This window comes from Streptomyces sp. NPDC046915 (genome assembly GCF_040644935.1).
GTDB lineage: Bacteria > Actinomycetota > Actinomycetes > Streptomycetales > Streptomycetaceae > Streptomyces.
On record NZ_JBEYXB010000016.1, the window covers coordinates 51,950 to 69,973 of the forward strand.

Here is an 18,024-nt window from a genome sequence, read left to right on the forward strand (position 1 = left end):
GAGGCGCGATACTACTTGTCACGTAGTACGAGACGCGTACTATGACGGCTCATGGAACATACGAAGGAAAACGGCCGGGCCGCATTGGTCGTGGTGTCGGCGAGTCTCGGCACGGCCGGCGTCTTCGAGGCGCTGACGCTGTTGGCGACCCAGGACAAGACGGTCAGGGCGGCCAGTCCCTGGCAGGACGACCCGTATGACGTGGTGGTGTCCCTGGCCCAGTTCACGGTGCCCATGCTCGCCTTGGTGATCGCCTTGCGGCTGCTGGCGTGGCGGGTGCCAGGTGGTGCGGATCGGGCACGGCAGACGGTGCGTGCGGCCGGGGCGATGACCACGCTGATCGGGCTCACGGTGGTGTCCGAGTGGGCCGCGGTCATCGCCAAGACGCTTGCCCCGGGAACCTGGCCGTCAGTGCTCATCAGCGGGCTGGTCGCCTGCTCGTTACTCACCGCGGTATCAGCGGTGCTGCTCGTGCGATCGCGCCGCAGGCGGGACCCCTCCGGCAGGTGGCGGTACGACTGGCTCGGCGACGCCGTCTTCGTCTGCCGGCGGATTCCCGTACTGCGGCGCTGGGCCGGTCCGGATGCCGCAGCCTGGGTACGCCGCCGCGCGATGACCGTGTTCGTCACGCTGAGCACGCTGGCCGCGGCGGCCATCACCGGTGCACAGGCTGTCGGTGAACGCTGGACGGATCCGCTGCTCACCGCCTGGTTTCTGATCGTCGTGGCGACCTCCAATCTCGCGTTCTGTGTGATCAGCAACGCGGCCGCGGGATTCATCGCCCGGCCGCCGTGCAGCCGGCGCCGCCGCATCGCCGAGGCATCGCTGGTAGCCGGGTGCATCGCGATCAGTGTGGCGACGGCGTTCCGCGACGCACTGTGGCCTGCGTTCGGAACGGGATCGCTGACGTCCGTTCCGGCCGTGGCCGCCCTCACGCTCGGCGCTGGTCTGGCCACGTCCATGGTCACGGCGCTCCTGCTCGCGTGCTTCCCTCGCGACTCCTCCCGATCCGGCCGCCGCCGCTCCGCAGCGGCCGCCATCTCCTTGCGACGACCGGGTGCACACCGGTGAAAGGCGTGACGATGGAACCGTCCACCGCAACCGAAGCAGCAGCACCGATGATCTGCGCCAACGAGCTGTCCAAACGGTACGGACGCAGACAGGCCGTCAGCAGGCTCGGCTTCACCGTGCAAGCCGGTCAGATCTGCGCGCTGCTCGGTCCGAACGGAGCGGGCAAGACCTCCACCATGCGGATGCTGGTCGGCCTGTCGTCCCCGGACACCGGCAGCGCGAACATCCTGGGCGAACCGATCGGCCTCGGCGCGAGTGTGCTGCGCCGCGTCGGCGTCCTCATCGACGGCCCGGCGTTCGTGCCGCACCTCACGGGCCGAGCCAACCTGCGGCTCCTGTGGTCGGCGACAGGCCAGGCCTGGCCGCCCCCCGCACTGGGCGACGCCTTGGACCTCGCCGGGCTCGGGGAGGCGCTCGACCGGAAGGTCAGGGGTTATTCGTCATGAACGCCAGGCTATCCACGGACCACATCGGGAGGAGACGCAGCTGGTGCTGACGCCTCGCAACCCCATGGAGAGGAACTCGCAGAACCAGTGACTCCGGCCGATGGTTGAAGCACGCCGTTCTTCCTCTCGATCACACTGCTGATCGGTTGGAGTGCCACGTCCTGGCCGAAGCGCTCCGGCACCTGTTGGAGACGCTGCGCGGCCACGCGTTCCCGCCCCGCCTGGGCGACTACATCGCCGACCAGGCACTGGCCCGGCACTCCCGCCAGATCACTGTCCCCAGCCCGACCGGCCGGTGGCGCTCGGCAGCGGTCAGTTTCAAGGGCACGGCGGAGCACACGGGCATGGAAGGAGGGCGGCCCATCTATCCGTGGTGGAGAACGTAGTTGTGGGGCCGGCTTCCCGCACGGGCCGTCGGCTCATCAGGGCCACAGCCTGAGCATCGGACCCGGTGAACCTTCCAGGTCAGAGCCAAATTACGCGTCAGGCGTTGGCGTGAACGCCGATGCCGCCGGAGACGGTGAGGTTGTCGCCGGTGATGTAGCCGGCTGCGTCTGTCAGCGCGTATCCCGGCGACGAGGTTCGGCTGGACGGTGACGTACCGGAGCTTGTTCCCAGAGCCCATCGAGCGCTGATCTGCAGGGACGGCCCGCTGCGGCTGATCGTCTTCATGGGAGCGGCCACCTGCGCCACACTCACCCTCGGTGGTGACGCCTGGCTCGCGGAGCTGCTGTAGCGGTGCTGAGGCGCGATCCAGACTTTTCGGAGTTCGGCGGTCTGAGGATGTCGAGAAGGTGTCACCGGCACCGTCCCAGGGGCATTAGCGGCCATCACCGGCCGCACGAGGAAGAAGGAGAAACCAGCATGGCGATCCAGCGGATGGACAACGTCGGCATCGTCGTCGAGGACATGGATGCCGCCATTGCGTTCTTCGTGGAACTCGGTATGGAGCTGGAGGGCAGGGCTGAGGTCGAGGGCCTCTTCGCCGACCAGTGCACCGGACTCGACGGCGTGCGCTGTGACATCGCGATGGTCCGGACCCCGGACGGTCACAGCCGGCTCGAGCTGGCGAAGTACCGTAGCCCCGCGGTGATCAGCGCCGGACCGCGCAACCGGCCGCACAACATTCTGGGCACGCACCGCGTCATGTTCGCCGTCGACGACATCGAGGACACCGTTGCCCGCCTGCGCCCTCACGGCGCCGAACTCGTCGGCGAGATCGCCCGGTTCCAGGACAGCCATCTGCTCTGCTACCTCCGGGGCCCGGAGGGCATCATCGTCGGATTGGCCGAGCAACTGCACTGAGAGGGAGGAACCGAACCATGCAGCCGAACGAGATCATCGAGGTTCTGAACCGCCCGATCAGCCAGGAGCTGCTAGGCCGTGACGTGACCCGCCTGGCCTACGTCGCCAAGGGCGGAACCCCGCGCAACGTCAGGAAGCAGGGGCCTGGCGACGATCCTCCAGTCACTTGGCAGCCGGCCCTGAGCCAGACCGTTTCGTCTAGAGCACTGAGCCCGGCTGCATCAAGATCCCGCATCACCGGTTGGGGCGGGTCATTCACCGCAAGTCGCTGTTGCGCTGCTGGTAGGTGCCGCAGCCAGAGGCGCGTAGGGGCCCTCGAAGCTGATTCGGTCGTCGAGAGCGCCGGAAAGATCGGGCGCGGACCGATGAGTTTCTTCATGATCAGCAGTCATAGACCATGGTTGATGCGCCGCAGCCGCAAGTATGGTCGAAGCGTGCATCGATCTGACCTGCTGAGAACCAGTTACGAGACACCGAGGAACCATAGATGCGTACCCTGATCAGCACTGCCTTCATCTCGCTCGACGGCGTCGTGGAGGCCCCGGGCGGCGAGCCCGGCTACCGGAACTCCGGCTGGACCTTCAAGGACATCGAGTTCCTCCCCGAGGCGTTCGAAATCAAGGGCCGCGAGCAGAAGGAAGCCACGGCGATGCTGATGGGCCGGACCAGCTACGAGGCGTTCAGCCCGGTGTGGCCGGGCATGGCGGACTTCGCCGACTACAAGGTGATGCCGAAGTACGTCGTCTCCACCACCCTCACCGAGGACGACCTGGTGACAAATTGGGGCGAGACGACGATCCTGCGCTCTCTCGACGAGGTCGCCGCCCTGAAGGAGACCGAGGGCGGCCCGATCATCGTCCACGGCAGCGCCGCCCTGAACCAGAGCCTCTCGGACGCCGGCCTGATCGACCGCTACCACCTGCTCGTCTTCCCGCTCCTGCTCGGCGCGGGCAAGCGCCTGTTCAGCGCAACGGACAAGGACACCCAGAAGCTGAAGCTGGTTGAGCACGAGGCATACGCCAACGGCCTGCAGAAAAACGTGTTCGACGTCGTCCGCTGACATCGGGGCCCCGTGCGGACCAAAGGCAGATGCCCGCGATAGATGGTTGCGGTCCTGCCGACGTCCAAGGCGAAGCCGAGCAGACTCGCCCCGCCCCTCGGCGTCCAGGTCGTACGTCCAACAGGACGCTCCACCTGGACGTAAGGGAACGGGCCCGCTCCACAACCGTGTGGGACGACGGCAGACGGCCACGGCCACGGCACCAGACGGCCTGCGAAAAGGCTTCCGCTGATGAGGGCTCTGGTCCTATCGTCTGAGCCCGTGATCAGAAACGGCGTTCCACTGCCCCCGACGATCTACCCGCTCGCCAAGGGACGTGTGTGGGCCATGCTGGCCGGCTCTCTGGTCTTCGTCGCTCTGGGGATTGTTTTCCTGGTCGCCCACAGCACCGTGAAGATGACTGTGGCGGGGGCGCTGGCCGTGCCCTTCTTCGGGTTCTGCACGGTGATCATCATCCAGCGCCTGCTCCGCGGCCGACCGGAGTTGGTGCTGGACGACGCGGGAGTGGACCACGTGAGGCTGGGCCGGTTCGGCTGGGACGAGATAGCCGCCGTGCGGATACGCGAGCAGCGGGTGCGTAACACCTCGCAGTGGTTCATCGAGCTGGTGCTGCACGATCCGGACGCCTATCTGGCTCGAGCACCCAAGCTCGTCCGCAGCACCGCGTCCATGAACGCGCGACTCGGCTTTGGTCCGGCCAACATGGCCACAAACACCTTGCCGGTGCCGCCTGGGGCGGTCCTGGACGCGATGCGGCGTCACTGCCCCGGACTGGCAGTACAGCACTGAGTGCGTCCGTCGGCCGACCGGCTGGTTCCGTCTCCTTTTCGACCTTGTTGAGCCCGTACTGGATCAGCCACACGCGTGGGTCCAGTGCGGGCGCATCTGCTCGCCGCGGCGGCGTTCCGCTTCCCGTCGTTCCTCGGCTGCGATCCAGGAGCCGAGTTGGGCGAGGGCTGCCGTCGCCGGCTGGGCCACGACGCGGCGGGCGAAGTGGAGCGCGGATCCGGCACACACCTACCGGCACGCCGGTCCGGAGCCGAGTCGGCTCCGGACCGAGGCCCTGTTACGCGACGATACCGGGTCGGTGGCTCATTCCTCCGCGATGACCTCGTCCGCCTGCATGCCCTTCTGGCCCTGCACCGCGATGAAGGTCACCTTCTGGCCTTCCTTGAGGCTCTTGAAGCCGCTGCCCTGGATCGCCCTGAAGTGCACGAAGAGGTCGGGGCCGCTTTCTGGGGTGATGAAGCCGAACCCCTTCTCCTCGTTGAACCACTTGACGGTGCCGCTCTGCCGCTCAGGCATGTCCACTCCTTCGGTTCATATTCACCGGTTGGGCGCAGAGGGGCACCCAACGAGTTGATCACCATTCTGAAGGGACGCTGACGATGGAACCTGGAACGGCTGGCTGGTAGTCGTCAGCCTCTGTCAGGAACCGATTCCGAAGCGCGAACCGCATGACGAGGCGTTGGTCAACCATTGGTGACACAGCCGTGATGCCGACCGGGCTTGCCTGCGTGCAGGGGTGGGCTCCTCCTGGCGGGAGGAGCCCACTTCGGGGGATGGGAGGCGGGTTACTCCGTGCGCAGGCCTTCCGGGCGCATCATCCGCAGCAGCGGCGGCAGGCTGAGCAGCGTGACCACGCCGACCACGGCCGCGCCCACGCCGGTCATGGTCAGGACGCTCGCCCAGTCCATGGCCACCGGTGTACGGGTCATCTTCAGCAGCACCGAGCCGAGGGTGACACCCACCGTTGTGGCCAGTACGAGGCCGAGTCCGACCGGGAGGGCCGTCTGCCAGAGCACCGACAGGCTCAGCGTGCGGCGCCGGGTGCCGAAGGCGACCAGCGCGGAGAGCAGGTTCCTGCGCTCGCGCAACTGCTCCAGCTGGGAGACCAGCAGACTCGCGCCGATCAGTGCCAACACGAAGACGGAGCCGACGAACAGGCCGGTGCGGATGGAGGTGTACTTGGCGTCCTCCTGGGTCGCCGACCAAGCGTAGGAGCGTGCCAGGGGGTCGACCCGGGCGACGACGTTGCGTATGTACTCCCGTGAGTCCGGCACCGACGGGTCCAGACGCAGGTAGACCCCGTCCGAGAACAACGCGGGCGCGGCCTTGGCGGGCAGGGCGGCGCGGGTGACCAGCAGACCGTTGGCGTCGTCTAGTGAGTCCTTGCGCGCGTCCACCACCCGCACGGTCGCCGGCACGGTCCAGGGCACCTCGATGCCGCGTTCGGTGGCGTCTCCGTATGTCGGGTCGATGTAGAGCTGCCGACCGGGCTTCACCACGGCGATTTCGTCGGCGTTGCTGGGGGAGGTGTAGTGGCTCCTCGTTCGCGTTACGAACACGTCGCCGTCCTTGCAGGAGGGAAGCGTGGCGAGTTCGCGCAGGGCGGTGCAGTTGCCCACGGTCAGGCCGTTGCTGTTCTTCGGGTCGCGACGCGCGTCTCCGTACTGCGTGCCGGCCAGGGCCACTGCGGCCCGTACCCCCTTGGTGCCGGTGAATTCGCGCTCGACACCGGACAGCGGCTTGCGGTCGCTGAAGTCGACCTGCATCTGGACCCGGCCGGGGTCCTCGCCGGTGGCCTTGGTGTACTGGCTCTGCGTTCCCGTGAACAGCATCTGAAGGGCGATGGCTCCGGCCACGGCGACAGCGATGCCGTTGACCATGCGTGCGGCCGTTCCGCTGCTCAGCTGTAGCCGTCGTACCGCGAGCTGCCAGGACAGCGCGCCCTTGCCGAGGCGGACGACGACCGCCTCCACGACCCAGGGGAGCAGCGCGGTGATGCCGATCAGCAGCAGCAGCACGCCGCCGATGACGAGGTACTGGTTGAAGTCGCCGTTCTTGCGGCCCTTGCCGATCATCGGGTAGAGCATCGCGAGGCCGGCCAGCGGGGGCAGCAGCCGCCACCACAGCCGGCGGCGGCGCTGCTTGGCCGCGCGCACGACGCCAAGCGGTTCCACCACCACGCCGCGCATCGCGAGCAGCGTGACGAGTACGGCGGCGACCGGGACCGCCACCGCGACCAGCGCGGCGAGCACGGGGGAGGGATCGAGGTAGCTGGGCCAGACGCTCACGCCCAGCACCTCGGTGGTGCCCAGCGTCTGACGGCCGAGGAGGAAGAAGCCGGTGCCGATGACCAGGCCGAGCAGGGCTCCGGCGAGTGCTTCGCCCGCCGCGATCCGCCGGGTCATGTGGCTGTCCGAGCCGACCAGGCGCAGCGCGGCCAGCCGGCGGTCGCGGCGCTCGCCGCCGAAGCGGACGGCGGCGGCGATGAACACGGCGACCGGGGTCAGCAGGACCACGAACACGACCAGGACCATGAGCAGCAGCACCGGGTCGGTCTTCCCGGGGGTCGCATCCGGATTGCCGTACTCGGTCAGCCGGTGCACCGGGGAGACGGCCGTGAGTTTCAGCCCCGAGGCGCCCGCGTAGTAGGCCAGTTCGTGGGAGCCGATGAGTCCGCTCTCACCGATCGTGCCGGTGATCTTGTAGGGCAGCCGCTCCCGAAGCAGCTTGGCGCCGTCCGAGGCGAGCAGGTCCTTGAGCGCGGGGGAGACCACCATCTCGCCCTTGCCCGGGAAGCTGTCGACCCCCGGGGGCAGCGGCGCCCGCTTGCCCTCGGGCTCGACGAGCCGGCCGCGGATGTCGTCGTCGTGCCAGGTGGTGTCGGTGTCGGCGATCAGGAAGGTGTTGTCGGCCTTCGGCGGGGTCTTGGCGGAGTACGTGTAGTCGAAGCGGGCGTCCTCCACTTTCTGGCGGGCGGCGAACACGTTGGGCAGGGCGGTGCACAGCAGGAGCAGTGCCACGCCGAGGCCGACGCCGACGGCGGTGAGCGTCATCCGTACCCAGCCCTCGCGTCCGCCGGTGACGGCGAAGCGGGCCCCCATGGCCAGGTCTCTGGCCCACTGGCGAGGACTCATACGGCGCGCTCCATGTCGCGGGACTTTCCGTCGCGGACGACGATCTCGCGGTCGGAGTAGGCGGCCACGCGTGTCTCGTGGGTGACGAGGACGACGGCGGCGTTGGTCGAGCGGGCCGCTTCGGTCAGAAGTTCCATCACGCGTTCGCCGTTGAAGGAGTCGAGCGCACCGGTGGGTTCGTCGGCGAACAGCAGGCGCGGTCCGGTGACCAGCGCGCGGGCCACGGCGACGCGCTGGCCCTGGCCGCCGGAGACCTCGCCGGGCCGCTTGCCCTTGAGGTCGTCGACCTCCAGGCGTTCCATCCAGCCGAGCGCGGTCCGCTCGGCGTCCTTGCGGGAGGAGCCGTTCAACCGCAGCGGCAGGGCGACGTTCTCCACGCAGGTCAGCTCGGGCACCAGCTGGCCGAACTGGAACACGAACCCGAACTCGCTGCGCCTGAGCGCACTGCGCTGGGCGTCGCTCATCGTGGCGAGTTCCCGCCCGTCATAGGTGATCGAGCCCGAGTCGGGCGGCACGATGCCGGCGAGGCAGTGCAGCAGCGTGGACTTGCCGGACCCGGAGGGGCCCATGATGGCGACGACCTCGCCGGGGTGGATGGAGAACTCGGCGCCGTCCAGCGCGTGGGTCGGGCCGTACGCCTTGCGCAGGTCGTGCGCGGTGAGCAGGTAACCGGGGGGAGAAGTGGTCATCGGGTCACAGCCTCACGGAGTTTGTCGAGTCGGGCGGCCGTCAGCTCCAGCCACCGCAGGTCGGCTTCCAGGTGGAACAGGGCGTGGTCGCAGATCAGTTGATCCGCCAGGTCGCCCTTGCGCTTGCGGTCGGTGAGGATCCGCATGCTGCGCAGATGCTCGGAGCGCTGGGTGTCGAGGATCTCGGCGGCGTCGCGCCGGGTGAGCAGGGCGAGGACGACCTTGGTGTAGAGGGTCGACTGGAGGTGTTCCTCCGGCTTCTCCGGGGTCGCCAGCCACCGCTGTACGTCGGTGATGCCGGCGTCGGTGATCGCGTAGCGCTTGCGCTCGGGACCGCCGCCCGCCTCGATCCCGTCGATCTCGACGAGACCGTTCTTCAACAGCCGGGACATCGTCGAGTAGACCTGGCCGTAGTGCAGCGGCCGGTCGTGACCGAATTTCTCGTCGAAGGCCCGCTTGAGGTCGTAGCCGTGGCGCGGGCCGGTCTCCAGGAGCCCCAAAAGGGTGTGACCGATGGACATGATCCGCACTCTACACACCATGTATACGCGACGTGTATACATCGAGTGTGTAGGTCGTGGCAGGGCGTACGACAGTGCAGGTGAGGGAGCCGGGAATGCCGATCGTCACGGTTCGGAAACGGGTGGCCGCCGTGATGACGGTCCTCGAAGGTGCGAACCGCTGGGCTATGTGGGACGCCAAGCCGCGGTCGCTCGCACCGCTGGCCGAGAAGGCGAACAGGGTGACTCTCGCCCTGCTGGAACTCGCGAAGGACTGATGGACCGGGTCGCTCGTAGGGGCGTCGCGGCCGGCGCGCCGATCCGTTCAGATATGGAAGGGATTAACGATGGCACCCCAGAAGTACCCCTCCAGTCCGCTCGTCCGCCGGGAAGGGCGGCCCAAAGGTCACGCCTTCGTGCCGCCGGGTGAGGGCCGTCGGCCGGGAGTCGCCCTCATGGAGTGGGAACTGCGGGGTGAATCCTGGACGGACGAGCATCCGCACGACGAGTTCAACTACGTCCTGGAGGGCCACCTGTTCGTCGCATGCGACGGAGAAACTGTCGAGGCTGCCACGGGTGACGTCGTCCGGGTACCGGCAGGAAGCGTCGGCCGCTGCTGGGCGCCGGAGTACGCCCGCGTGGTCGCGGTCTACGCCCCGAACCCGCAAGGGCACTGCTGCGTATCGATGTGAAAGCGCTCTCTATCGTGGTCACATGGCATGTACATTTATGCGAGCGGGGTGGGGCGCCGAGGCCCGGCCGGGAGCCGCTCCACTGCGGACGGAGAAGTGTTCTCATGGACCAGGCCGTGCGTCGGCGGCGTCACGCGCTGTTCCTGCTCTTCTCAGTGGCTGGGATCGCGATGTCCTCCTGGGTGACACGCACGCCCGCGATCCGGGACCGGCTGGAACTCTCCACCGCGCACATGGGGGCTGGTGCTGTTCGGGCTGTCGATCGGCTCGATGGCGGGTATCTCCTGCTCAGCACGGCTGGTGTCCAGGTTCGGGACACGGCCCGTCATCGTCTGGGGGACATGGCTCCTCATCGCGGGGATGGCCACGATCTCCTGGGGGAGCGTCCTGGCGTCGGTGCCGATGGTGACCGCGGGCCTGTGCGCCTTCGGCGCCGGGCTGGGCGTCGGCGACGTGGCGGTGAACGTCGACGGCACGGACGTCGAGCGGGTCGGTGGCAAGACCACCTTGCCCGCGCTGCACGGCTGCTTCAGCCTGGGCACGGTGGTCGGCGCCGGAGCGGGCATGGCGGCGACGGCGGTCGGCGTACCGGTGCACTGGCACCTCGCGGCGGTCGATCTGCTCGCCGTCGGACTCCTCCTCTACTCGGTGCGCGCCATCCCGGAGGAGACCGGCCGCGCCGCCCCCGAAGAGCCGCACGAGGCCGGCGCCGGCAAGCGCCGCCCGGCGGTGTGGAAGGACGGGCGGCTCCTGCTCATCGGCGCGATCGTGCTGGCCATGGCGTTGGCCGAGGGGTCGGCCAACGACTGGTTGCCCCTGCTGATGGTCGACGGACACGGCATGGACGCCACAGCAGGCTCCCTCGTGTACGCCGGTTTCGCCGCCGCGATGACGCTGGGCCGCTTTGCCGGCACCTTCTTCCTCGACCGCTTCGGCCGTACCGTCGTCGTACGCGCCAGTGCGCTCTCCGGTGCGCTCGGTCTGCTCATCGTCATCGTTTCCGACAACGCTGTCCTGGCCGGAGCCGCCGTACTGTTGTGGGGCCTGGGCGCCTCGCTCGGCTTCCCCCTCGCGCTCTCGGCCGCCGGGGAGTCCGGCCCGGACCAGACGGCCCGGGTCAGTCTGGTCGCGGTGATCGGCTACGTCGCCTTTCTCGTCGGGCCGCCGGGCCTCGGCTTTCTCGGTGGCCATGTCGGCCTGCGTCCCGCCATGTTCGTCGTCCTGGCCTGTGTCGTGTCCGCCGCCTTCCTGGCCCCCGCGGTGGAGACCGGGGCACGCACCGGAGGGCCGGCAGCGAGGCGCATCACCGATGCCGACGTACCCGCCACCGCCGACGACGCGGGCTCGGCGTAGACCGCACCCAACGCCATCCGCACCGCACATCACCCGACGTTCGTTCACGTCGCTCAAGGCCTGCAGGCCGGCCTCACGACGCGTACGCGCCTGTGCTCGCGGGCCGGTGTTCGTCCCCGAGGGCCCGTGAAATGACCCGGCCGCTACGCCTGCTCGTCGTGTCGCAGCCGACGCGGGGTGCCGATGTCGTGGCACAGGAAGTGACGCGGCAGGCCGCCTCAAGGACGGATGCGCCGACGGTCGGACGGCACGCTGCCGATGCTGCAAGACGCCCCTCGGATCGCCTGCCGGGATCCGAGGGGCAGCCTGCGGGCAGTTCGGGAAGGGGTGCCTGACTTCGGTCAGCCGGTGGTTCCGGCTTGTCGTGCTGCGGTGCGCGGCTGCGCGGCTGCGGGGTGGGGCGGAGAGATCTTCTGTGCGAGCTTGTCGCCTTCGACGTCGAGGTCGGGCAGCAGTCGGTCCAGCCAGGTGGGGATCCACCAGGCCTTTTCCTGCGCGAGTGCCATGGTGGCCGGGATGAGTGTCATGCGGATGACGAAGGCGTCGATGAGGATTCCCGCCGCCAGCGCGAAGCCAGCCTGCTTGATCATGGGCTGGGCGTTGAAGACGAACCCGGCGAAGACGGAGACCATGATGGTGGCCGCCGCCAGGACGACGGAACTCGCGCGCGCGAAGCCGGTGACGGTGGCGTCCCGCGCGGTTGCCCCGTGGACGTGTGCTTCGCGTATGGAGGTCACCAGGAACATCTGGTAATCCATGGCGAGCCCGTAGAGGACGCCGGTCACGATGATGGGCAGCAGGCTCACGACGGGGGCGGTGGCGTCGAGTCCGATCAGGTCCTGCAGCCATCCCCATTGGAATACGGCCGTGGTGAGGCCGAAGGTGGCCGCGATGCTCAACAGGAAGCCGAGGGTGGCCAGCACGGGGACCAGAAGGGAGCGGAAGACCAGGAGCAGGACGATCAGGGAGAGGCCGAGGACGGTCGCCAGGTAGACGGGCAGGGCGTCGGCGAGCCGGCCGGAGACATCGACCGCGAGAGCGGTGAAGCCGGTGACGCCGATGACCGCACCGTGGGCCTTGCTGATCGGTGCACTCCTGTCCCGTATCGCGGTGACGAGGTCCTTCGTCGCGTCGTCGTTGGGGCCGCTGTCGGGAACGAGGCTGAGTATGGCCGTGGTGCCGGTCCTGTTCATCCCGGCCAGCGAGATCGACGTGGCCCCCTTGACAGCTCGCAGGTTCGAGGTCGCCGCGGCGAGGGCGGCGGGGGCGAGGGGCGCTCCGCTCCTGGTGGAGCGGACGGCGACCAGGAGGGGACCGTTGTAGCCGGGTCCGTAGGCGTCGCTGACCAGATCGTAGCTGCGGCGTTGCCCGGTGTCGGGGTTGTAGCTGGCGCCGGAGGGCAGGCCCAGTTTCATGTCGGCGGCAGGCACCGCCAGGATCACGGGAACCAGGACCGCGGCCGCGAGGGCGGCGTACTTGTGGTGGGTCAGCCGCATTCCCCAACGGACGGCTCGGCCATGGCCGGTGCCGGATTGCTGCGGCGTGACCCGGCGCCGGGTCCGGGTGGGGCAGACGCGTTCCTTGACCAGGCCCAGCAGTGCCGGCAGCAGGGTCAGGGCGAGCAGGACGGAGATCGCGATCGTGGCGGCCGCGACGAGGGCCATGGTGGAGAGCAGGGTGATCCTGATGACCAGGAGCCCCGCCAGGGCGATGATGACGGTGCTGCCGGCGAAGAAGACCGCACTGCCGGCGGTGCCGATGGCGCGGCCGGTCGCTTCGTGTGCGTCCAGGCCGTCGTCCAGGATCAGCCGGCGTTCCCGGTTCACGATGAACAGGGCGTAGTCGATGCCGACGGCCAGTCCCAGCATCAGCGCCAGTACCGCGGCGAGCGAGTGGATCTCGAAGACGGTGGAGAGGGTGAAGGCACCGCCGACTCCCACCGTGACCCCGACCAGGGCGATGACCAGGGGCAGGCCCGCCGCCACGACCGACCCCAGAGTGATCAGCAGGACCACTGCCGCGACGGCCACGCCGACGATCTCTCCGACGCCGATGATCTCGGGGATCTCCATCATCGCCGCCGACGGCAGGACCTCCAGGCCGCCGCGTGCGGCTCGCTGCTCGGCGGCCTTGATGGTGTTGTCGATCGTCCCGGAGGGAAGCTCGAAGGTCTGCTCGTCGAACTGGAACTGCATCAACGCCGTCGAGCCGTCGGCGGAGACGACCACCCCCGGCACCGGCTGACCATCCGCCTGCAACGGGACGGGCGTCCGGCCGGAGGACTGCGGGCCGGCCGCACGGGCCACCGTCGCCTGGGCGCGCAGCAGCGGACTCTTCTCGCCCTTCGCGGCTTCCTGGGCCAGGACCTTGCGCGTGTCGACGACGTGGTCGTGGCGGTAGACGGCGTCCACCGCCGCCAGCAGGGCGGTCCGACTCCTCTCGCCGTCGATCCGGGTGCCGTGCGGAGCCTTGAAGAGCAGCATGCCCTGGCCTCCGGACGCCTCCGGCAGGGATGTGGCCAGATCGTCGATGACCTTCTGTGCCGGGGTGCCGTCGATGCGCACCTCGTTGCTGAGCTTCACGGGAGCGACCGCAAGCAGCGTCACGACGGACGCCAGGACGGCCAGCCAGCCGCCGATGACGTACCAGGGTTTGCCGTAGGCGAAGCGTCCCAGCCGGTACAGCAGAACGGACACAGATCTCTCCCCATCTCACTTTGGCCTGGCAGCCGTGGTCACACAACGAACTGAGAGGGTTCTATCAAAACGATAGGAGACTATCAATGCGGTAGAGTGCTATCGGAGGGGGAGGGGTGACGCCCTCATCGCAGGACAGGGAAGAGTCACGGATGGCAACCACGAAGGACCGCGGTTCCCGGCGCCGGGTCGATGCCCGCTCGAGCGTGGAGCGCATCATCGCCGCGGGACGGACCGTGCTGGGCAAGGGAGAAGCCTCGCTGGAGCAGATCGCGGCGGAGGCCGGTGTGGGCATCGCCACGCTCTACCGCCACTTCCCCAACCGGGAGGCCATCGTCCGGGCCGTCCTCGAGGACATCCTCGAGACCGACCTGCTCCCGCTCATCGAGCGTGCCACTGATGCTCCCGACTCCCGTCAGGCGCTTCAGGACGTCGCCACACAGCTGCTCGACCTGATCACACAGGAACGTGGACTGGTCACCTTCGCCAGCAACTTCGCCGACGTCGCCGTGGACGTCCTCCAACGCTTCAGCGCCTCACTCCACCCGCTCCTGGAGCGCGGGCAGCAGGCCGGGGAGATCCGCTCGGACCTCACCGCCGAGGACATCCCGCGCTTTCTCGTCATGGCCGTTGCCGGCCTCGCGCTCCCCGGCACCGCCCCCTCACTGCGCGCCCGCTTCATCGCCCTGCTCTTCGACTCGCTCAACCCCGACAACGCAACCCCCCTGCCCCCGCTGCGTCCCGGAGAGGACGACCTGCGCACCGCGCTCGGCAATGTCACGCGCACCTGACCTCGCGAACGTCCGTCCTGAGTCGCCGTCGGCGCGGCCCGCCGAGACATCCGCGCAGCGCGGTCCGGCCGCCCGGGACACCGGCTGCTCGTCGGCCCAGTCGATCCACTTCTGGCTGCCGCCGCCATGGGGTGGCGGCGCGGCCTGAGGAGCGAGATCCTGCTCCATGGTCAGCCAGGAAACACGCCACCGGATCGACCGGCCGCGGATCATCCCCAGCAGCGTCCACGACTCCGTCAGCGACCCGGACGTCAGCACTCCCTGTACGCGCATCACATCGTCGCCCCTTCCGGACTGGACGGCGGTAGACGGCCGCATCCAGCAAGGGAGTTGCGGGAATTGCAGAGCGCTTCGGGCACTTGAAGGGCACGCCCTCGCGGGCTCAAGACAACGGCCGATGAGTTCCTTGGCCGGGTCGACGCCGTGGTCGGCGAGCGGACGGACCGGGCCACACGGCCGAGGCGTCGTCCCGGTGAGGGTTGGGCAGGCGGACGGGACGGGCGGGGACGGTGCGGCTTCGTCCGTCAGTGGTCACCGACCATCGGGCGGGTTGGCCGCTGTAGGAGGGGACCGTCAAGACGAAGACCCCGTCGGCGTAGACCTCGACGGTGAGGATGCGCAGGGCGGAGACGGTCTCGGTCAGTGGAAGTTCAACTCCACGCCACTCGCCTCACCAGCCGCTTGGCCGAACTCACCGGAGCGCGCCCGGTATTCGCCCCTTCGGTTGCCCTGGTCGGCAGCCGCGAGCTGTGCGACCTACTGTCGCAGGAGCCGGCTGTGGCAGCCGTGATGAAGGCATGGTCCCGCGTCACCCTGGCACTGGTCGGCATCGGAACACTGGAGCCTTCCCCGTTGCTGCGCCGTTCCGGGAACGCGATCGCGGCCGAGGAGCAGCGCCAGCTTGAAGAGCTGGGAGCTGTCGGGGACGTCTGTACTCGATACTTCGACGCAGAGGGCCGCGCCGTCGACGCCCCTTCAATGATCGAATCATCGGCATCGCTCCGGAGGAACTGCGTAGGGTGGATCGCCGAATCGGCGTCGCCGGCGGAATGTCGAAACTGGCAGCCATTCGAGGGGCCGTTCGCGGTGGCTGGATCAATATCCTCATCACGGACATCGAGGTGGCCAGGGCCCTCCTCGACCGCCACTGACTCATTTTCGATGCGTCAGCGAAGCTTGATCATTCTGGCGTGTTCTCACCAGTGAGACGGCGGGCCATGAGATCGGTCATAGCGAGGTGAATCATGGCTTCGGAGCGAGTCAGACCGTGCTCCGTCGTGTCGGCATGCTTCCGGCGTATCTCCGCGGATCGAGTGCGCCCGGGCACAAAGCAGCCACATCCCGCCCCACCGGTCAGCCCACCCAGCCCACAGCGTCCGCCGACACCCGCTACCTCTGTTGGACCGGCTGTAGTGTGACGAGGACTTCGCTGGCTGGTGCCGCGCGACGGGCGTCCCGGTCGCTCGCCCGCCCAACTAGCCATCATCTGCGTGCTGCAGTTTCTGCCGTCTCCCAGGACTGCTACTGGTACGGCGGCAACTTCGTCACGTCGGCAGGCGACTTACAGGCGGACATCCTGATGGCTCCTGCTCCGATCATCGGCGGCGAACGGGTCGGCCCGTGCCAGGGCCGGGCAGGGAGCGTGGATTCCGGCCAAGTCGAAGAACGAGGACGCGGTGTGGAAGCTCACGGAGTACTTTATGGCCGGGCCGTCGGCCGGGGAACGGGCCACTAGCGGCTGGGGCCTGCCCGCCCTGAAAGCGCTGTTGCCGAAACTCCCGCAGCAACTGCCGTACCAGAAGGAGGCGTTCAAGACCTCCCGGACCGAGCTGGTCCGTCAGTTGCCGATGGCTGCCTCACCGTGCATTACCGCCGCCAACTGGTCAGCACGCTCAACCAGTACATCGACCAGTGGCGCGCGGGAAGACCACCGTCGACAACGCGGCCCGGAAGATCAGCGAGGGCATCAACAAGCTGCTCGAGCAGGGCAAGGACCGGATCGGATAGGTGGCCGACGTGGTGGTCCATGAGGCAAGTGGTACGGCTCCAACGGCTCCGGCACGGTCCATGTCCTCCCTCCCCGGACCGATCGTGGCCACGGCGGCGATGGTCGCGGTACTCCGGCCGAACCCGCCTATTGGCCGTGGGTGCTGTGGGGCATTGCCTCCTCGCCGTACGTGGTGTTCCTGCTCCCGCTCACCCAGCTCGTTTTCCCGTTCGCCAGCGGTACTTCGTGCGCGGTGTTGTGACCTCGGGGATGAAGAGGTGAGCCGGTCCGGCAAAAAATTTTCGCACAGTAAGCGCTTACGCCCCGAACCGTGACGAGTTCGGGACGGGCAACCTCCAACGAAGGGAACCCGCAATGCCCGACGGCAAACAATGCGAACCTCCAGGCATACGGCGACGCAACGTGCTGCTCGGCGCGGCCGCCGGCGCAGGCGCGCTCGCCCTGGGTGCCGGCCCGCTGGCCATCCCCGCGCAGGCGGCGTCCTTCGTCAAGGGCGCGGATGTCAGCTGGCTGCCGCAGATGGAGGCGCAGGGCTACTACTGGAACAACAGCGCCGGGACGCGGCAGGACCTGTTCACCATCCTCAAGGGGTACGGCATCACCGCGATCAGCCTGCGGACCTGGGTCAACCCCTCCAGCGATCCGGCCAACGGACATTGCGGCATCGAGGAGACCGCGCAGCTGGCGAAGCGGGCCAAGGACGCCGGCATGCAGGTGCTCATCGGCTTCCATTTCGGCGACACCTGGAACTCGGTCGGCGTGCAGAACCCACCAGCGGCCTGGGCCCCCATGAACTACAGTCAGATGCTCGACGCCATGAACGACTACGTCTACCACTCGTGCAATGTCATCAAGTACTACGGGGTGACGCCGGCCTGGGTGAAGATCGGCAACGAGACCAACTCCGGTATCTGCAAGCCGATCGGCAGCGTCGGGCACCCGACGCAGATGACGGGCCTGCTGAACGCCGCGTACGACATGTCCAAGCATGTCTTCCCGAACACCCCGGTGCTGGTGCACCTGGCCCAGCCGCAGAAGCTGGACAGCGTCCAGAACTTCCTCAACGCCTACCGGGACAACGGCGGGAAGTGGGACATCACCGGCCTGTCCTCGTACGCGCAGGGCGGCAACGTGGCGGGCGTGCTGACCAACATGCAGACCATCCAGTCCAGCTACGGCAAGCCGGTCATGCAGGTGGAGTACGGCGGGCCGGTGGGCAAGCCCACCCAGGTACGCGACTCGCTGAAGGCGTTCATCGCCGGGCTGAAGGGCTTCGGCGGCCTGGGCACCTTCTACTGGGAGCCCGAGGGCTACCCCTCGTTCAACAGCTACAACAGCTCAGCCTGGGACGACAGTACCCGGCGGCCCACGGCGGCGATGGACGGTTTCCTCGCCGCGTGAACTAACGCGCGGGCGCAGCACCGACGCGCCCGCGCCCCTTTCGAGCGGAGCAACAAGACCTGGAGTGAGTGATGAGACCTGTCAGGATC

At 68.3% G+C, this 18,024-nt stretch carries 16 protein-coding genes and 2 pseudogenes; 12 read left to right on the plus strand and 6 right to left on the minus strand.

The window, feature by feature from the left end; translation table 11 throughout:
- Positions 1-51 precede the first annotated feature (51 nt).
- The 3 genes from ABZ915_RS33825 to ABZ915_RS33835 all read left to right on the plus strand — a co-directional run bounded on the left by ABZ915_RS33825 (position 52) and on the right by ABZ915_RS33835 (position 1,903).
- The gene (locus ABZ915_RS33825) at positions 52-1,071 is read left to right on the plus strand and encodes a hypothetical protein (protein WP_361811149.1); all 1,020 of its coding nucleotides are present in this window, start codon (positions 52-54) and stop codon (positions 1,069-1,071) included.
- Between the two features lie 11 nt (positions 1,072-1,082).
- On the plus strand, positions 1,083-1,517 hold the full coding sequence (locus ABZ915_RS33830; protein WP_361811151.1) for an ATP-binding cassette domain-containing protein: 435 nt from the start codon (positions 1,083-1,085) through the stop codon (positions 1,515-1,517).
- A 146-nt stretch (positions 1,518-1,663) separates the two neighbouring features.
- Positions 1,664-1,903 carry a hypothetical protein gene (locus tag ABZ915_RS33835; protein WP_361811153.1) on the plus strand — a complete coding sequence of 80 codons (240 nt, stop codon included), beginning with the start codon at positions 1,664-1,666 and terminating at the stop codon, positions 1,901-1,903.
- Positions 1,904-2,000: 97 nt separating this feature from the next.
- On the opposite strand, the gene ABZ915_RS33840 is transcribed toward ABZ915_RS33835, so the two are convergent.
- Positions 2,001-2,189 carry a hypothetical protein gene (locus ABZ915_RS33840; protein WP_361811155.1) on the minus strand — a complete coding sequence of 63 codons (189 nt, stop codon included), beginning with the start codon at positions 2,187-2,189 and terminating at the stop codon, positions 2,001-2,003.
- 192 nt (positions 2,190-2,381) lie between these two features.
- On the opposite strand from ABZ915_RS33840, the gene ABZ915_RS33845 reads away from it, so the two are divergent.
- The 3 genes from ABZ915_RS33845 to ABZ915_RS33855 all read left to right on the plus strand — a co-directional run bounded on the left by ABZ915_RS33845 (position 2,382) and on the right by ABZ915_RS33855 (position 4,671).
- Complete coding sequence (locus ABZ915_RS33845; protein ID WP_361811157.1) at positions 2,382-2,822, plus strand: VOC family protein; 441 nt, start codon at positions 2,382-2,384, stop codon at positions 2,820-2,822.
- Between the two features lie 487 nt (positions 2,823-3,309).
- Entirely contained in the window at positions 3,310-3,882 is a 573-nt protein-coding gene (locus ABZ915_RS33850) for a dihydrofolate reductase family protein (protein ID WP_361811159.1), read from the plus strand.
- A gap of 261 nt (positions 3,883-4,143) precedes the next feature.
- Positions 4,144-4,671, plus strand: a complete 528-nt coding sequence (locus tag ABZ915_RS33855; RefSeq protein WP_361811161.1) for an STM3941 family protein — start codon at positions 4,144-4,146, stop codon at positions 4,669-4,671.
- A gap of 303 nt (positions 4,672-4,974) precedes the next feature.
- Here ABZ915_RS33855 and ABZ915_RS33860 read toward each other — a convergent pair whose 3' ends face one another.
- The 4 genes from ABZ915_RS33860 to ABZ915_RS33875 all read right to left on the minus strand — a co-directional run bounded on the left by ABZ915_RS33860 (position 4,975) and on the right by ABZ915_RS33875 (position 9,015).
- Complete coding sequence (locus tag ABZ915_RS33860) at positions 4,975-5,187, minus strand: cold-shock protein (protein ID WP_361811163.1); 213 nt, start codon at positions 5,185-5,187, stop codon at positions 4,975-4,977.
- Positions 5,188-5,456: 269 nt separating this feature from the next.
- Positions 5,457-7,805 carry an FtsX-like permease family protein gene (locus tag ABZ915_RS33865; RefSeq protein ID WP_361811165.1) on the minus strand — a complete coding sequence of 783 codons (2,349 nt, stop codon included), beginning with the start codon at positions 7,803-7,805 and terminating at the stop codon, positions 5,457-5,459.
- The gene (locus ABZ915_RS33870) at positions 7,802-8,494 is read right to left on the minus strand and encodes an ABC transporter ATP-binding protein (RefSeq protein ID WP_361811167.1); all 693 of its coding nucleotides are present in this window, start codon (positions 8,492-8,494) and stop codon (positions 7,802-7,804) included. The genes ABZ915_RS33865 and ABZ915_RS33870 overlap by 4 nt, the downstream gene beginning before the upstream one ends.
- Positions 8,491-9,015 carry a PadR family transcriptional regulator gene (locus tag ABZ915_RS33875; protein WP_361811169.1) on the minus strand — a complete coding sequence of 175 codons (525 nt, stop codon included), beginning with the start codon at positions 9,013-9,015 and terminating at the stop codon, positions 8,491-8,493. The genes ABZ915_RS33870 and ABZ915_RS33875 overlap by 4 nt, the downstream gene beginning before the upstream one ends.
- A gap of 95 nt (positions 9,016-9,110) precedes the next feature.
- On the opposite strand from ABZ915_RS33875, the gene ABZ915_RS33880 reads away from it, so the two are divergent.
- The 3 genes and pseudogenes from ABZ915_RS33880 to ABZ915_RS33890 all read left to right on the plus strand — a co-directional run bounded on the left by ABZ915_RS33880 (position 9,111) and on the right by ABZ915_RS33890 (position 11,039).
- Positions 9,111-9,272, plus strand: coding sequence for a hypothetical protein (locus tag ABZ915_RS33880; RefSeq protein WP_361811171.1), 162 nt, complete (start codon positions 9,111-9,113; stop codon positions 9,270-9,272).
- A 69-nt stretch (positions 9,273-9,341) separates the two neighbouring features.
- Positions 9,342-9,686, plus strand: a complete 345-nt coding sequence (locus tag ABZ915_RS33885) for a cupin domain-containing protein (protein ID WP_361811173.1) — start codon at positions 9,342-9,344, stop codon at positions 9,684-9,686.
- 104 nt (positions 9,687-9,790) lie between these two features.
- Positions 9,791-11,039: pseudogene (locus tag ABZ915_RS33890) on the plus strand (MFS transporter).
- 341 nt (positions 11,040-11,380) lie between these two features.
- On the opposite strand, the gene ABZ915_RS33895 reads toward ABZ915_RS33890, so the two are convergent.
- On the minus strand, positions 11,381-13,735 hold the full coding sequence (locus ABZ915_RS33895) for an MMPL family transporter (protein ID WP_361811175.1): 2,355 nt from the start codon (positions 13,733-13,735) through the stop codon (positions 11,381-11,383).
- A gap of 152 nt (positions 13,736-13,887) precedes the next feature.
- On the opposite strand from ABZ915_RS33895, the gene ABZ915_RS33900 reads away from it, so the two are divergent.
- The 3 genes and pseudogenes from ABZ915_RS33900 (at position 13,888) to ABZ915_RS33910 (ending at position 17,935) form a co-directional block, all read left to right on the plus strand.
- Positions 13,888-14,526, plus strand: coding sequence for a TetR/AcrR family transcriptional regulator (locus ABZ915_RS33900; RefSeq protein ID WP_361811177.1), 639 nt, complete (start codon positions 13,888-13,890; stop codon positions 14,524-14,526).
- Positions 14,527-15,168: 642 nt separating this feature from the next.
- Positions 15,169-15,677, plus strand: a pseudogene (locus ABZ915_RS33905) (sugar-binding domain-containing protein).
- A gap of 1,211 nt (positions 15,678-16,888) precedes the next feature.
- Positions 16,889-17,935, plus strand: coding sequence for a glycosyl hydrolase 53 family protein (locus ABZ915_RS33910; protein WP_361811179.1), 1,047 nt, complete (start codon positions 16,889-16,891; stop codon positions 17,933-17,935).
- Positions 17,936-18,024 lie beyond the last annotated feature (89 nt).

Bases quoted from the DNA above. Each gene is read 5' to 3' on its own strand.
- ABZ915_RS33825 (WP_361811149.1), top strand. From the start codon at position 52: ATGGAACATACGAAGGAAAACGGCCGGGCCGCATTGGTCGTGGTGTCG.
- ABZ915_RS33830 (WP_361811151.1), top strand. From the start codon at position 1,083: ATGGAACCGTCCACCGCAACCGAAGCAGCAGCACCGATGATCTGCGCC.
- ABZ915_RS33840 (WP_361811155.1), bottom strand. From the start codon at position 2,189: ATGAAGACGATCAGCCGCAGCGGGCCGTCCCTGCAGATCAGCGCTCGA.
- ABZ915_RS33845 (WP_361811157.1), top strand. From the start codon at position 2,382: ATGGCGATCCAGCGGATGGACAACGTCGGCATCGTCGTCGAGGACATG.
- ABZ915_RS33850 (WP_361811159.1), top strand. From the start codon at position 3,310: ATGCGTACCCTGATCAGCACTGCCTTCATCTCGCTCGACGGCGTCGTG.
- ABZ915_RS33860 (WP_361811163.1), bottom strand. From the start codon at position 5,187: ATGCCTGAGCGGCAGAGCGGCACCGTCAAGTGGTTCAACGAGGAGAAG.
- ABZ915_RS33865 (WP_361811165.1), bottom strand. From the start codon at position 7,805: ATGAGTCCTCGCCAGTGGGCCAGAGACCTGGCCATGGGGGCCCGCTTC.
- ABZ915_RS33870 (WP_361811167.1), bottom strand. From the start codon at position 8,494: ATGACCACTTCTCCCCCCGGTTACCTGCTCACCGCGCACGACCTGCGC.
- ABZ915_RS33875 (WP_361811169.1), bottom strand. From the start codon at position 9,015: ATGTCCATCGGTCACACCCTTTTGGGGCTCCTGGAGACCGGCCCGCGC.
- ABZ915_RS33880 (WP_361811171.1), top strand. From the start codon at position 9,111: ATGCCGATCGTCACGGTTCGGAAACGGGTGGCCGCCGTGATGACGGTC.
- ABZ915_RS33885 (WP_361811173.1), top strand. From the start codon at position 9,342: ATGGCACCCCAGAAGTACCCCTCCAGTCCGCTCGTCCGCCGGGAAGGG.
- ABZ915_RS33900 (WP_361811177.1), top strand. From the start codon at position 13,888: ATGGCAACCACGAAGGACCGCGGTTCCCGGCGCCGGGTCGATGCCCGC.
- ABZ915_RS33910 (WP_361811179.1), top strand. From the start codon at position 16,889: ATGCCCGACGGCAAACAATGCGAACCTCCAGGCATACGGCGACGCAAC.